At 68.9% G+C, this 15,617-nt stretch carries 2 protein-coding genes (both only partly in view); both read left to right on the top strand.

What is annotated here, in order from left to right:
• Positions 1 to 6,044, top strand: partial view of a non-ribosomal peptide synthase/polyketide synthase gene (locus tag ACTOWJ_RS05015; RefSeq protein ID WP_441333505.1) — the final stretch only. 21,850 nt of this gene lie to the left of the window's left edge; only the last 6,044 of its 27,894 coding nucleotides appear in the window; the start codon falls outside the window, past its left edge; it ends in the stop codon at positions 6,042 to 6,044.
• Positions 6,025 to 15,617, top strand: the start of a protein-coding gene (locus ACTOWJ_RS05010; RefSeq protein WP_441333504.1) for a non-ribosomal peptide synthase/polyketide synthase. 12,640 nt of this gene lie beyond the right edge of the window; only the first 9,593 of its 22,233 coding nucleotides appear in the window; the start codon lies at positions 6,025 to 6,027; its stop codon lies off the right edge, out of view. The genes ACTOWJ_RS05015 and ACTOWJ_RS05010 overlap by 20 nt, the downstream gene beginning before the upstream one ends.

The following is a 15,617-nucleotide window of genomic DNA, read 5'->3' as shown; positions in this document are numbered from 1 at the left end:
AGCCCAAGGGCGTGTGCATCACTCACGCCGGCATTCCCAGCCTCGTCCACAGCCAGATCGAACGCTTCGGCCTCGACGCCGGCAGTCGGGTGCTGCAGTTCGCCTCGATGAGTTTCGACGCGGCGGCGATGGAAATGCTGATGTGCTTCGCCGCCGGCGCCACCCTGGTGCTGCCGGCGCCGGGCCTGCTGCTCGGCGACGCGCTCGCGCGCACTCTCGCCGAGCAGCGCATCAGCCACAGCCTGATTCCGCCGAGCGCGCTCGGCAGCCTGGATCCGGCCGCATTGGCCTGGCCGAAAACGCTGATCGTCGGTGGCGAAGCTTGCCCGCCGCACGTGGCCGCGGCGTGGTCGCGCGATGGCCGCCGTCTGGTCAACGCTTACGGCCCGACCGAGATCACCATCTGCGCGGCGATGAGCCAAGCGCTGGACGAAACCGGCCTCGCCGGCGCGGCGCCGCCGCTCGGCGATCCGGTCGCCAACACCCGCCTGTACGTGCTCGACGCGATGCTGCGGCCGGTGCCGGCCGGCGTCGCCGGTGAGTTGTACATCGCCGGCGCCGGCTTGGCGCGCGGTTATCTCGACCGTCCGGGCCTGAGCGCCGAGCGCTTCGTCGCCGATCCCTTCCACGTCGGCCAGCGCATGTATCGCAGCGGCGATCTGGCGCGACGGCGCGAGGACGGTCAGCTCGATTACCTCGGCCGCGTCGATCAGCAAGTGAAGCTGCGCGGCTTCCGCATCGAACTGGGCGAAGTGCAGTCCGCGCTGGCGCAATGCGGCTATCCGGGCAACGCTGCGATCGTGCGCGAAGACCGCCAGGGCCATCCGCAACTGGTGGCCTATCTGGTCTCGTCCGAGCCCGTCGATACCGGCGCGTTGCGCAAGTGCCTGGCCATGCGCCTACCCGAGTACATGGTACCGGCCGCGTTCGTCGCGCTCGACGCGCTGCCGCTGACCGCCAACGGCAGCAAGCTCGATCGCAAGGCGTTGCCGGCACCGGAGTTCGCCGCGCAAACGCTGTCGCGCGATCCGGCCAACGCCACCGAACAACTGCTGTGTTCGTTGTTCGCCGAAGTGCTGGGACTGGAGCGCATCGGCGCGGAAGACAACTTCTTCGCCTTCGGCGGCCATTCGCTGCTGGCCACCCGTTTGATCGGCCGCATCCGCGCGACCTTCGATGTCGAATTGCCGATCCGCGCGTTGTTCGACGCGCCCACCGTGGAAACCCTGGCGCGACGCCTGCCTTCGGGCGGCACCGCGCGCGAGGCGCTGACGCCGCAGGTGCGGCCGGTGCTGCTGCCGTTGTCGTTCGCCCAACAGCGGCTGTGGTTCCTGCACCGTTTCGAAGGCCCGAGCGCGACCTACAACATCCCCCTGGCGCTGCGCCTGGACGGCGAGCTCGACGGTGATGCGTTGGAAGCCGCTTTGAACGACGTCGTCGCGCGACACGAAAGCCTGCGCACGCTGTTCCCGGCCGGGGACGTGCCCCAACAGCGAGTGCTGCCGACGAGCGAGGCGACGTTGCGTCTGCACCGCGCCCGCAGCAACGAGGCCGGGCTGCACGCGGCGCTGTCGGCCGCGGCCGCGCATCGCTTCGATCTCAGCCGCGAGCTGCCGCTGCGTGCGAGCCTGATCGAGCTGGGTCCGCAACGCCACGCCCTGCTGCTGTTGCTGCACCACATCGCCGGCGACGGCGCTTCGCTGCAACCGCTCGCACGCGACCTCAGTCAGGCCTACGCTACGCGCCAACGCGGCCGCGCGCCGGTGTTCGCGCCGCTGCCGGTGCAGTACGCCGACTACACCCTGTGGCAACGCCGCACCCTCGGCGAGGAACGCGATCCCGAAAGCCCTCTGGCGCAGCAACTGCAGTACTGGAAGCGTCAGCTCGCCGATCTGCCCGAGCGCATCGCATTGCCGAGCGACCGGCCGCGTCCGCCGCAATCGAGCTATCGCGGCGGCCACCTGCCGCTGTCGCTCGACGCCGCGCTGCACGCGCGGTTGGCGGCGCTGGCGCGGAGCCAGGGCGCGACCTTGTTCATGGTGCTGCAGGCCGCGCTGGCGGCGACGCTGGGCCGGCTCGGCGCCGGCGACGACGTCGCCCTGGGTACGCCGATCGCCGGCCGCGGCGACGAGTCCTTGCACGATCTGATCGGCCTGTTCCTCAACACCTTGGTGCTGCGCACCGACTTGTCCGGCGATCCCGGCTTCGCCGAATTGCTCGGCCGCGTGCGCGAAACCAATCTGGCCGCGTACGAGCATCAGGACGTGCCGTTCGAACGCTTGGTCGACGCGCTGCAACCCGCGCGTTCGATGGCCCACCATCCGCTGTTCCAGGTGATGCTGTCGCTGCAGAACCACGCCAGCGGCGAGCTCGCCCTGCCTGGTCTGCAGGTGCGCCCGGCCGGGTTCGACCTGGACATCGCCCAGTTCGATCTCAGCTTCGATTTCAGCGAAGCCCACGACGCACTCGGCGCGCCGGCCGGTCTGCACGCCAGCATCGAGTACGCCAGCGATCTGTTCGAGACCGACACCGCCAAGCGCATAGGCCGCTGCCTGCAGCGCATGCTCGAAGCGGTCGCGGCCGACCCGCGCCGGCGCATCGGCGAGATCGAACTGCTCGACGCCGACGAGCGCCGCCAGTTGCTGCACCACTCGCACGGCCCGCAGATCGCGCCGTCGGGCGTGCTGTTGCCGCAGTGGTTCGAACACCAGGCCGCGGCCACGCCGGATGCGGTGGCGGTGGTCTGCGGCGAACAGTCGCTGAGCTTCGACGAGCTCAACCGCCGCGCCAACCGCATCGCTCATGCGCTGATCGCGCGCGGCCTCAAGGCCGAGGATCGCGTCGCCCTGGCCTTGCCGCGTTCGGCCGACACGGTCTGCGCCATGCTCGGAGCGCTCAAGGCCGGCGTGGCGTATCTGCCGCTGGACACCGAGCATCTGGGCGAGCGCCTGCGCGAGCTGATCGCCGAAGCCGCGCCCGCGCTGCTGCTCGGCCACGCCTCGATCTGCGCCACGCTCGGCTACGCCGGCCCGGCGTTGCTGCTAGACCAGGACGCGGGCCGCGCCGAACTGGCGTCGATGCCGGAACGCAATCCGCGCGGGCACGGTTCTAATGGGCATAGCTCGAACGAGCCGGCCGAGCACGACCGCGCCGCGCCGTTGCATCCGCAGCAAGCCGCGTACGTGATCCACACCTCCGGTTCGACGGGCAAGCCCAAGGGCGTGGTCGTGTCGCACGCCGGCCTGACCAATCTGTTCGAGCACCACCGCGACGGCGTGATCGCCGATGCCGCGCGTCATGCCGGTGGCGGCCGCGTGCGCTTCGGCCTCACCGCCACCTTCGCCTTCGACACCTCGCTGGAAGGTCTGCTGTTCCTGTGCGCCGGCCACGAGCTGCACGTGTTCGACGACGTGCTGCGGCGCGAAGGCGAGGCGCTGCTGACGCACCTGCAGGCCGCGCGCATCGATGCGCTCGATCTGACTCCGACACACTTCGAACAGCTCCAGCGACTGGGCCTGCTCGACGGCGGCAGCGACGATTCGGGCCGGGCTTATCCAAGCACGCTGATGCTCGGCGGCGAATCGGTCAGCGAGACTCAGTGGCGCATGCTGCGCGGACACGCGGAGGTGCGCGGCCACAACTACTACGGCCCTACCGAGTACACGGTCGATGCCGGCGGCCTCGCGCTGAACGACGGCGACGATCGCCCGAGTATCGGCAGGCCGCTGCGCAACACCCGTTTCCACGTGCTCGACGCGCGGCTGCGGCCGGTGCCGGCCGGCACGGTCGGCGAGTTGTATATCGCCGGCGAAGGTCTGGCGCGCGGCTATCTCGGTCGTCCTGGCCTGAGCGCGGAACGCTTCGTCGCCGATCCGTTCGCAGCCGACCCGTTCACAGCCGGCGCGCGCATGTACCGCTCCGGCGATCTGGCGCGCTGGCGCTGCGACGGCCAGCTCGAACTGCTCGGCCGCGCCGACCATCAGGTCAAGATCCGCGGCTTCCGCATCGAGCCGGGCGAGATCGAAGCCGCGCTCGCGCAGATCGGTTTCGCTACCAATGCGGTGATCGCGCGCGAAGACCGGCCCGGTCACAAGCAACTGGTCGCCTACCTCGCCGCGCCCGCGCTGGCCGCGGCGGATCTGGCCCGGATCAAGAACGAGCTGGCCGAACGCCTGCCGGACTACATGGTCCCAGCCGCGTTCGTCGCCCTGCCCGAGTTGCCGCTGACTCCGAACGGCAAGCTCGACCGCAAGGCGCTGCCCGCGCCGCAGGCGACCGCGACAGCGGCCGCTCCGGACGAGAACGCCAACGAACGCGAGAAGATCCTGGCGGGACTGTTCGGCGAAATATTGGGCCTGGACGCGGTTGGTCTGGACGAGGGTTTCTTCAGCCTCGGCGGCGACAGCATCAGCTCGATCCAGTTGGTCGGCCGCGCGCGCCAGGCGGGATTGCGCCTGAGCGCGCGCGAAGTGTTCCAGCACCAGAGCGTGCGCGCGCTGGCCGCGGTCGCCACCGAAGACACCGTCGCAGCATCCGCGTCGACGGTGGCGCCGGTCGGCGGACTGCCGGCCACGCCGATCGTGCGCGATCTGTTCGAACAAGACGCGCCGTACGCGCAGTACCAGCAATCGATGCTGCTCAAGGTGCCCGCGCTGAAAGCGCGCGCGCTGGCGCAGGCCTTGCAAGCGTTGCTCGATCACCACCACGCCCTGCGCCTGCGCGTGCTCGACCGCGAACGCCTGGACATCGCGCCGATCGGCGCGGTGCGCGCCGACGACTGCCTGCTCGCGATCGAAGCCGCCACGCCGACGGCGGATGAGGTCGCCGCGCAAGCCCAGGCCGCGCAGCGGCGCCTGGATCCCGCTGCCGGCCGCCTGCTGCAAGCGGTGTGGTTCCATGCCGGCGACGAATCGCGCCTGCTGCTGGTGATCCATCACCTCGCCGTCGACGGCGTGTCGTGGCGTCTGCTGATCTCCGACCTGCGCGCGGCCTATGAGCAGGCGCTCGCCGAGGCCGACCGGATCGAACTGGCTCCGGCGCCGACTTCGTTGCGCGAATGGGCCCTGGCCCTGCCCGAAGCCGCACAACGCCGCCGCGACGAACTGCCGCTGTGGCGCGACATGCTCGCCGGCGACGGCGGCACCTGGCTGCCGCGCGCCTTCGATCCGCGCCGCGACACCATGGCGACGATGCGCACCCACGTCGGCAGCCTGGATGCGGACACCACTCGCGTCCTGCTGACCCAGGCGCCGGAACGCATCAACGGCCGCATCAACGACGTGCTGCTCAGCGCCTTCCTGCTGGCCGCGCTGCAGTGGCGGCGCGCGCGCGGCGATGGCGACGCGCACGCCGCCGCCTTCGACCTGGAAGGCCACGGTCGCGAAGCGGCGGCGGTGGAAGGCCTGATCGACGGCGCCGACCTGTCGCGCACCGTCGGCTGGTTCACCAGTCTGTTCCCGGTGCGCCTGGACGCGGCGGACTTCGACCTCGATCAGGCGCTGGCCGGCGGCAAGGCTCTGGAACGCGCGCTCAAGTCGGTCAAGGAACAACTGCGACGAGTGCCCGACCAGGGCATCGGCTACGGCTTGTTGCGCCACCTCGAACCGTCCGCGCGCGCCGAACTGGCCGCGCTGGCGCCGCCGTCGCTGGGCTTCAACTATCTCGGTCGTTTCGCTGTAGCCGACGTGCGCGACGACGCCGGTCGTAACGAAGCCGACTGGAATCCAGTCGGCGAAGACGGCGGTTTCGGCGGCGGCGGCGACGCCGAGCAGCCTTTGGCGCACCCGCTGGAACTCAACGCCCTGGTTCGCGACGAAGCCGGCGGCCCGCGTCTGTACGCGAACTGGAACTGGGCCGGTGAACTGCTCGACGAAGCCGCGGTGGCGGCCTTCTCCCACGCCTGGTTCGACGCCCTGCGCCGCATCGCCGACTTCGCCCGCGAAGCCGACGGCGCCGCGCTGACGCCCTCCGACGTGCCCTTGGTCGCGCTCGACCAATCCGACATCGAACTCTTGGAATCGCTTTATGCGCAACTCGAAAATTGAAGACATCCTGCCGCTGACGCCTCTGCAGCACGGCTTCCTGTTCCACGCCTTGTACGACGACAAGGTGCAGGACAGTTATGTGGTGCAGATGACCTTCGTCCTCGACGGCGCGCTCGACCCGGCCGCGCTGCGCGCCGCCGCCGACGCGTTGCTGCGCCGCCACGCCAGCCTGCGCGCGGCGTTCGTGCACCACAAAACCAAGGAACCGGTGCAGGTGATCCAGCGCGACATCCGGGCGCCGTGGCGCGAGATGGACCTGTCGACGCTGGCGCCCGAGCAGCGCGACGCCGCGCTCGCGCAAGCCATCGCCGAAGACGCACAGGAACGCTTCGACCTGACCCGCGCACCGTTGCTGCGCTTCGTGCTGATCCGCGAATCGGACGCGCGCCATTACCTGATCTTCAACAGCCACCACATCCTGCTCGACGGCTGGTCCACGCCGATCGTGCTGCAGGAACTGTTCGCGCTGTATCGCAACGGCGCCGACACCGACGCCTTGCCGCGGGTGGTGCCGTACCGCGACTACATGCGCTGGCTCGGCGGGCGCGACAGCGCCGCCGCGCGCGAGGCTTGGCGCGAGGCCTTCCTCGGCTTCGAGGAACCGACCCGGATCGCCGCCGTCAGCACCGCGCCGGCGGTGCCGGAGACCTTGCGCATCGACCTGCCCGACGAACTGGTGCAGCGCTTGACTCGGCAGGCGCGCACGCTCGGCGTCACCCTCAACACCGTGGTGCAGGCGGCCTGGGGCGTGCTGCTGGGCCGGCTGACTCACCGTCACGATGTCGCGTTCGGCACCACGGTGTCGGGCCGTCCGCCGGAACTGGCCGGCATCGAGCAGATGGTCGGACTGTTCATCAACACTTTGCCGCTGCGCCTGCAGTGGCGACCGGACGAGACCGTCGCCGCGCTGCTGCAACGCTTGCAGCGCGAGCAGTCGGCTCTGCTCGATCATCAGCACCTCGGGTTGGCCGATATCCAGCGCATCGCCGGCCACGGCGAATTGTTCGACACCCTGGTGATATTCGAGAACTTCCCGGTCGGCGAAGACGGCGACGGCCCCGACGACCTCGCCATCGCCGTGCACAGCCACCACGGCGGCGACACCTCGCATTATCCCGTCGGTTTGGCGCTGATCCCCGGTCGGCCGTACCAACTCAAACTCAGCTACCGCCCCGACCTGCTCGAACGCGAGCAAGTGCTGCGCCTGGGCCGACGCTACCAGCGCCTGATCGAAGCTTTCGCCGCGGACGCACAGCAGCCGCTGGGTCGGATCGACTTGCTCGACGCCGATGAAACCCGACTCGTGCTGCACGACTGGAACGCGACCGCGCACGAACAGCCGCACACCCATCTGGCGGCGCTGCTGTCGGCGCAAGCCGCGCGCACACCCGACGCCATCGCGCTGTGCTTCGAAGGCGCCTCGCTGAGCTACGCCGAACTGGAAGCGCGCAGCAACCGTCTGGCACGCGCGCTGATCGCGCAGGGCATCGGTCCGGAATCCATCGTCGGCGTAGCGCTGCCGCGCTCGCTGGATCTGCCGATCGCGCTGTGCGCGGTGCTCAAGAGCGGCGCGGCCTATCTGCCGCTGGACACCGACTATCCGCCCGAGCGCCTGGCCGACATGCTTGCCGACGCCGCGCCGGCCTGCGTGCTCACGCGCAGCGACGTCACCGAACGTCTGCCGGCCGCCGCGCCGCTGTGGCAGCTCGACGCCGCCGCGCTGTGCGAACACGTGGCCTCGCGGCCGGCGCACGCGGTCGACGATGGCGAACGCAGCGCGACGCTGCGGCCGGAGCATCCGGCCTATGTGATCTACACCTCCGGTTCGACCGGCAAGCCAAAGGGCGCGGTGATTCCGCACCGCGGCGTGGTCAACCGTCTGGACTGGATGCAGCGCGAATACGGCCTGCAGGCCGACGACGCGGTGCTGCAGAAAACCCCTTCGAGCTTCGACGTGTCGGTGTGGGAACTGTTCTGGCCGCTGACCCGCGGCGCGCGCCTGGTGCTGGCGCGGCCCGACGGCCATCGCGAACCGCGTTACCTCGCCGAACTGATCGAACGCGAACGCATCACCACGGTGCACTTCGTCGCGTCGATGCTGGAAGTGTTCGTGCTCGAAGCCAGCGCCGAACAATGCGCGAGCTTGCGCCGCATCATCTGCGGCGGTGAAGCGCTGTCGGCCGATCTGCGACGGCGCGTGGCCCAGCGCCTGGGGCGCTCGCTGCATCATTCCTACGGCCCGACCGAAACCTCCATCGGCGTGGCCGCGTGGCCGTGCCGCGAGGTCGAAGACGGCCCGATCCCGATCGGCGGCCCGATCGCCAACACCCGTTTCTACGTACTCGACAGCGCGCTGCAGCCGGTTGCGCCGGGAACGCTGGGCGAGCTCTACATCGCCGGCGACTGCCTCGCCCGCGGTTATCTCGGCCGCGCCGCACTCAGCGCCGAACGCTTCGTCGCCGATCCGTTCGCGCACGGCCAACGCATGTACCGTTCCGGCGATCTGGCGCAATGGCGCGAGGACGGCGTCATCGTCCATCGCGGCCGCGCCGATCATCAGGTCAAGGTGCGCGGCCTGCGCATCGAGCTGGGCGAGATCGAGGCCGAGCTGGCCCGCGCCGGCTACGCCCGCAACGCCGCGATCGTGCGCGAGGACCGTCCTGGCGAGCGCCAGATCGTCGCCTACGTCGCCGCCGAGAACGGATTCGACGCCGAAGCGCTGCGCGTGCACCTAGCCGAACGCCTGCCCGAATACATGCTGCCCACCGCGCTGGTGGCACTGCCGACGCTGCCGCAACTGCCCAACGGCAAGCTCGACCGCAAGGCATTACCGGCCCCGGACTACGCGCCCGCCAGCCTGCGCGAGCCACGCGACGAACGCGAGCGCATCCTGTGCGCGCTGTACGCCGAAGCGCTGGGCGTGGAGCGCGTCGGCATTGACGACAGCTTCTTCGATCTGGGCGGACATTCGCTGCTGGCGATTCGCTTGATCGGCTTGATCCGCGCGCGCCTGCAATTGGAACTGCCGATCCGGGTGCTGTTCGAACAACGCAGCGTGGCCGCACTGGCGCCGCATCTGGACCGCAACCGCATGCGCCGGCCGGCGTTGACGGCGCAAGAGCGTCCGAAGCAGCTGCCGCTGTCGTTCGCGCAATATCGGCTGTGGTTCCTGCATCAACTCGAAGGACCCAGCGCCACTTACAACATCCCGCTGGCCCTGCGCCTGCACGGCCCGCTCGACGCGGACGCGCTGCAAGCGGCGATCAACGATTTGTTGGCGCGCCACGAAAGCCTGCGCACGCTGTTCCCGGACAGCGACGCGCCGCGGCAGCACATTCTGGCCGCGCCGGGAGCGCACGATAGTCTCGACGACAGCGCCGCGTTCGTGGCGCTGGAAACCGTCGACACCGACGAAGACGCTTTGGACACCGGCCTGCGCAAGGCGGCGGCTTACGCCTTCGACCTGAGCAGCGAATTGCCGCTGCGCGCGAGTCTGTTCCGGATCGACAACGAAGACCACGTGTTGCTGCTGTTGCTGCATCACATCGCCGGCGACGGCGCTTCGATGGCGCCGCTGTCGCGCGATCTGTCGCAGGCCTATGCCGCGCGTCTGGCGGGCTCGGCGCCGATCTGGGCGCCACTGCCGGTGCAATACGCCGACTACACCTTGTGGCAGCAGCAATTGATGGGCCGCGAGGACGACAGCGACAGCCTGCTGCGCCAGCAGATCGACTACTGGAAGCAACGCCTGGCCGATCTGCCCGAACAACTGTCGCTGCCAGCGGACCGGCCGCGTCCCAGCACCACCAGTTATCGCGGCCGCACTGCGCATTTTGAGTTCGACGACGCGCTGCACCGCCGCCTGCTGACGCTGAGCCAGCGTCACGGCGCGACCTTGTTCATGGCTTTGCAGGCAGCAGTCGCCGCCTTGCTGACGCGCATGGGTTCGGGCACCGACATTCCACTCGGCGCGCCGGTGGCCGGGCGTACCGATGCCGCGCTCGAGAATCTGATCGGCCTGTTCCTCAACACTCTGGTGCTGCGCGTCGACACCTCCGGCGATCCCAGCTTCGCGGCCTTGCTCGCGCGCGTGCGCGACACCGATCTGGCCGCCTACGAGCATCAGGACCTGCCGTTCGAGCAGTTGGTGGAAACGCTCAATCCGGTGCGTTCGCTGTCCTATCACCCGCTGTTCCAGGTGATGGTGGTGCTGCAGAACATGAGCGTCGGCGAATTGCGCCTGCCCGGCTTGCGTTGCCAGGCGCATCCGCTGGAAACGGACGTGGTCAAGTTCGATCTCAACTTCGCGTTCTCCGAACGTCCCCTGGTCGATGGAGAACCGGCCGGCCTGCAAGGCGCGATCGAATACGCGACCGACCTGTTCGACGAAGCCAGCGTGCAAACATTGTGGCAACGCTTCGAACGCCTGCTGTACGCGGTGACCGAGAACGCCGAGCAGACCATCGGCGCCATCGACTTGATGGACGCAACCGAGCGGCAGCGCCTGCTGCATGACTGGAACGCCACCGAACAAACCGTCATCGAAGCGACGTTGCCGTCGCTGTTCGAGGCCCAGGTGGCGCGCACGCCGTCGGCGCTGGCGGCGATCTGCCAAGCGACGCTTGGCGACGAGCAGCGTCTCGACTTCGATGCGCTCAATCAACGCGCCAACCGCTTGGCCAACGTGTTGATCGCAGAAGGCGCGGTGCCCGAGAGCGTGGTGGCGATCGCACTGCCGCCGTCGCTGGATCTGCTGGTCGCCCTGCTCGCCACGCTCAAGGCCGGCGCGGCGTATTTGCCGCTGGATCTGGGCAATCCGAGCGAGCGGCTGGCGACGATGCTGGACGACGCCAAGCCGGTCCGCGTGCTCAGTCGCGAAGCCTTCGCCCACCTGTTGCCCGCGCACGCGCCTGTGTGTCTGCTCGACGATCCGGCGCTGCAACAGCGCCTGGCGCGCAGCAGCGCCGCCAATCCCACCGACGCCGACCGACTGCGGCCGCTGAAACTGCTGCACCCGGCCTATGTGATCTACACCTCCGGTTCCACCGGCAAGCCCAAGGGCGTGATGGTCGCGCACCGTTCGGCCGCGCATTACTTCGCCTGGAGCGGGCACGCGTACTTCGCTGATGGCGGCAACGGCAATGGTTCGGCCACCACGCTGTCGGCCGCGTTCGACGGTAGCGTCACCTTGCTGTTCGGTCCGCTGCTCGCTGGCCAACCGCTGACGCTGATCGAGACCGACAAGGATTTCTCGCGTCTGCTCGCGCAGCAACCGGCCGGCGGCTATGAACTGCTCAAGCTCACCCCGGCGCACCTGAAGCTGCTCAACGCCACCCTGGAACCGAACGCACCCGCGCCGGCGCGCACTTTGCTGCTCGGCGGCGAAGCGCTGGTGCCGGCCGATCTCGCCTACTGGCAGCAGCGCTATCCGGACGTGCGCCTGATCAACGAATACGGCCCCACCGAGGCCACGATCGGCTGCAGCACCTTCGAAGTCGAGCACGACCTGCGCGACGACGCCAGCGTGTCGATCGGCACGCCGATCTGGAACGCGCGGCTGTACGTGCTCGACGAGCAACTGCGACCGCAGCCCTGTGGCGTGGCCGGCGAGCTGTACATCGCCGGCGCCGGTCTGGCGCGCGGTTACATCCATCGCCCCGGCCTCAGCGCCGAACGCTTCGTCGCCGATCCCTTCGCCGACGGCGAGCGCATGTATCGCACCGGCGATCTCGCGCGCTGGCGCGCGGACGGGCGACTGGATTGCCTGGGCCGCATCGACCATCAGGTCAAGATCCGCGGCTACCGCATCGAACTCGGCGAAATCGAAGCGGCGCTCGCGCAAGCAGGCTTCGCGCAAAACGCCGTGCTCGCGCGCGAAGATCAGCCCGGCCAGAAGCAGTTGGTGGCCTATCTGGTGGCGAACGAATTCGATGCCGCGTCCCTGCGGGTCGAACTCGGCAAGCACCTGCCCGATTACATGATCCCGGCGGCCTTCGTCGTCCTCGACGAACTGCCGCTCACCGGCAATGGCAAGCTCGACCGCAAGGCGCTGCCGGCGCCGCAACTGCGCAGCGTCGGTGAGCGCGCACCGCGCAATGCCGCCGAAACGCTGCTGTGCGAACTGTTCGCCGACATCCTGCATCTGCCGCGGGTAAGCATCGACGACAACTTCTTCTCACTCGGCGGCGACAGCATCGGCTCGACCCAGTTGGTCAGTCGCTTGCGCCGCGCCGGTTGGTCGGCCAGCGTGCGCACCGTGTTCGAACACCAGAGCCCGGAAGCGCTGGCACTGGTCATCCGGCCGCTGGCCGATACGGTGAAGACGACGCTGGAGACGCCGGCCGGCGAGTTACCGGCCACGCCGATCATGCAGTGGTTCCTCGAACAGGGCGGCCCGCTGCAACAATACCATCAGTCGGTGCTGCTGCAAGTACCGGCCCTGCGCGAAGCGGATCTGCTCGCGGCCTTGCAGGCCGTGCTCGACCACCACGACGCCTTGCGCCTGCAACTGACGCCGGAACAACGTTGGAACGTGCGCGCCGCCGGCGCGGTGCGCGCCAGCGATTGCCTGCTGCGCATCGAGACCGGCGACTGGACCGAGTCGACGTCGCACGAGCACGCGCCGCACAAGCAAGCATTCGAAGAGCGCATGCACGAGCGCGCCACCGCCTCCGCGGCCGCCCTGGACCCACGCAGCGGCCGCATGCTGCAAGCGCTGTGGTTCGACTATGCGGATCAGCCGCTGCTGCTGTTGCAGATCCACCATCTGGCCATCGACGGCATTTCCTGGCGCATCTTGCTGCAAGACCTCAAGGACGCCGCCGATGCGATCGCCGCCGGCCGCGCCATCGTCCTGCCCGCGGTGGCGACACCGCTACGCCACTGGGCCTTGCAATTGCCGCAAGCCGCCGCGCAACGCGCGCACGAATTGCCGCTGTGGCAATCGATGCTCGCAGGCGCGGATCCCGCGATCGGCACGCGCGCGCTCGATCCCGCGCGCGACACCGTGGCCACGCGGCGCAGCCTCAGCCTGAGCCTTGACAGCGAGATCACCCGTTGCCTGCTCACGCGCGCGCCCGAAGCCATTCATGGCCGCATCAACGACGTGCTGCTCACCGGCTTCGCCCTGGCGTTGCGCAGTTGGCGCGCGCGGCGCGGCCTGAGCGATCCGGCCAGCGTCCGCTTCGAACTGGAAGGCCACGGGCGCGAGGAAATCCTGGCGGGCGCCGAGCTGTCGCACACCCTGGGCTGGTTCACCAGCCTGTTCCCCGTGCAGTTGGATCTGAGCGCAGTGGATCGCGACGGAATCGATGCGAGTGCCGCCCTGGACGATGAGCGCGTGCTCGCGCGTTGCCTCAAACAGGTCAAAGAACAACTGCGCCGTCTTCCCGACCACGGCGTCGGCTACGGCCTGCTGCGCTATCTGCACGAACCCAGCCGAAAAGTCCTGGCCGATCAAGCGCAGCCGCAGATCGCCTTCAACTACCTGGGACGCTTCGGCGCCGGCGATGCGAGCGAGAATTGGAGCGCGACGAATTTGCTCGCGGTGCAAGCCGGCGATCATCCCGAGCGACCGCTGTCGCACACCCTCGCACTCAATGCGATCACCTTGGACGGCGCCGCCGGTCCGGTGTTGAACGCGACCTGGAATTGGGCCGGCGAGTTGCTCGATGAGCGCGACGTGTGCGAACTGGCCGAAGACTGGCACGCGGCCTTGCGCGCCATTGCGCAATACGCGTCGCGTGCCGAGCGCGACGGGTTCACCGCGTCCGACCTGCCGCTGGTCGCGCTAGAACAAACCCAGATCGAGACCATCGAAGCCGCGCAACCGGCGCTGGCCGACATCCTGCCGCTGTCGCCGCTGCAACACGGTTTCCTGTTCCATGCCTTGTACGACGAACAGGCGCACGACAACTACATGATGCAAGTGGTGCTGCGCTTCGACGGCCCCTTGCGCGGCGACGCGCTGCGCACGGCCGCGAATCGGCTGCTGCAACGCCACGCCAATTTGCGCTCCGCTTTCGTGCACGAGGGCTTGGCCGAAGCCGTGCAGGTCATTGCGCGCACGCTGGACGCGCCCTGGCGCGAGGTGGACCTGGACGAAGACGCCTTCGCCGAGTTGCTGCGCGAGGATCAACAGCAACGCTTTAGTCTGAGCGAGGCGCCGCTGCTGCGCTTCATCCTCGCGCGCACCGCGCCCGATCGGCATTACCTGGTATTCACCAGCCACCACATCCTGCTCGACGGTTGGTCCACGCCGATCCTGATCCAAGAGTTGCTGACGCTGTATGCGCAGGGCGACGACGCCGCGCTGCCGCGGGTCACGCCGTATCGCGACTACCTGCGCTGGCTGGCAAGCCGCGACAAGCCGGCCGCGTTGGCGGCGTGGCGCCAAGCTCTGGACGGGCTGGAGGAACCAAGCCGGATCAGCGCGGCGAACACGGCCACGTCCGCGCCCGAGCTGCTGCGATACCAATTGCCGCAAAGCCTCAGTGCGCGATTGGTCGAACAGGCGCGTCATTGCGGCGTGACCCTCAACACCGTGATCCAGGCGGCCTGGGGCATTCTGCTCGCGCGCCTGCTGCGTCGCGACGACGTGGTGTTCGGCATCACCTTCGCCGACCGTCCGGCCGAACTGGCCGGCAGCGAGCAGATGGTCGGCTTGCTGATCAACACCTTGCCGCTGCGCCTGCGCCTGCATGCCGGCGAACCTTTGCACGACCTGCTGCGGCGTCTGCAACAGCAACAATCGGCGCTGCTCGAACACAGCCACCTCGGTCTTAGCGAGATCCAGCGACTGGCCGGCCTGGGCGAGTTGTTCGACACCCTGATGGTGTACGAGAGCTACCCAATCGACGAGGCCAGTCTCCAAGCCCAATCGCAGCAGCTGAGCGTGGCCTTCCACAGCCACCATGGCGGCGACACCTCGCACTATCCGCTGGGTTTGTCGGCGGTTCCTGGCGAACGCATCCGCCTGGGCTTGAGCTACCGAACCGACGTGTATACGCCCGCGCAAGTCGAACGCTTGGCCGACAGCTTCACCCGCATCCTGGAAGCGTTCGCCGATCAGCCGCAACGGCCGCTGGCGCAACTCGATGTTCTGTCCGCGCCCGAACGCCAGCGCGTGCTGCACGACTGGAACGAGCGCGCCCTGCCCGTCGCCGCGCTCGATCTGGCGACGGTATTGGAACAGCAAGCCGCGCGCAGCCCCGACGCGACCGCGCTGATCTTCGGCGAGCAACAGCTTAGCTACGCGCAATTGCATGAGCGCGCGCGACGGCTCGCCAGCGTGCTGCGCGCGCGCGGCATCCGCGCCGAGGACAGAGTCGCGGTGGCGCTGCCGCGTTCGGCCGAACTGGTCGTCGCCCTGCTCGCCGTGCTCAAGGCCGGCGCGGTGTACTTGCCGCTGGACGTCGACTATCCGGCCGAACGTCTGGCCTATATGCACGACGACGCCGGTCCGGCGATCACCATCACCCGTCGCGACGCGATACAGGCCGTGCCGGATAACGCGCTGCTGCTCGACGATGCCGCGGTGCACGAGGCCATCGAGAGCGCCGCGGTCGATAGCGC

This window comes from Lysobacter sp. CA199 (assembly GCF_052078715.1).
Taxonomy (GTDB): domain Bacteria; phylum Pseudomonadota; class Gammaproteobacteria; order Xanthomonadales; family Xanthomonadaceae; genus Lysobacter.
Note: the sequence above shows the minus strand (reverse complement) of the source record. Positions and strands in the feature narration are given on the sequence as shown.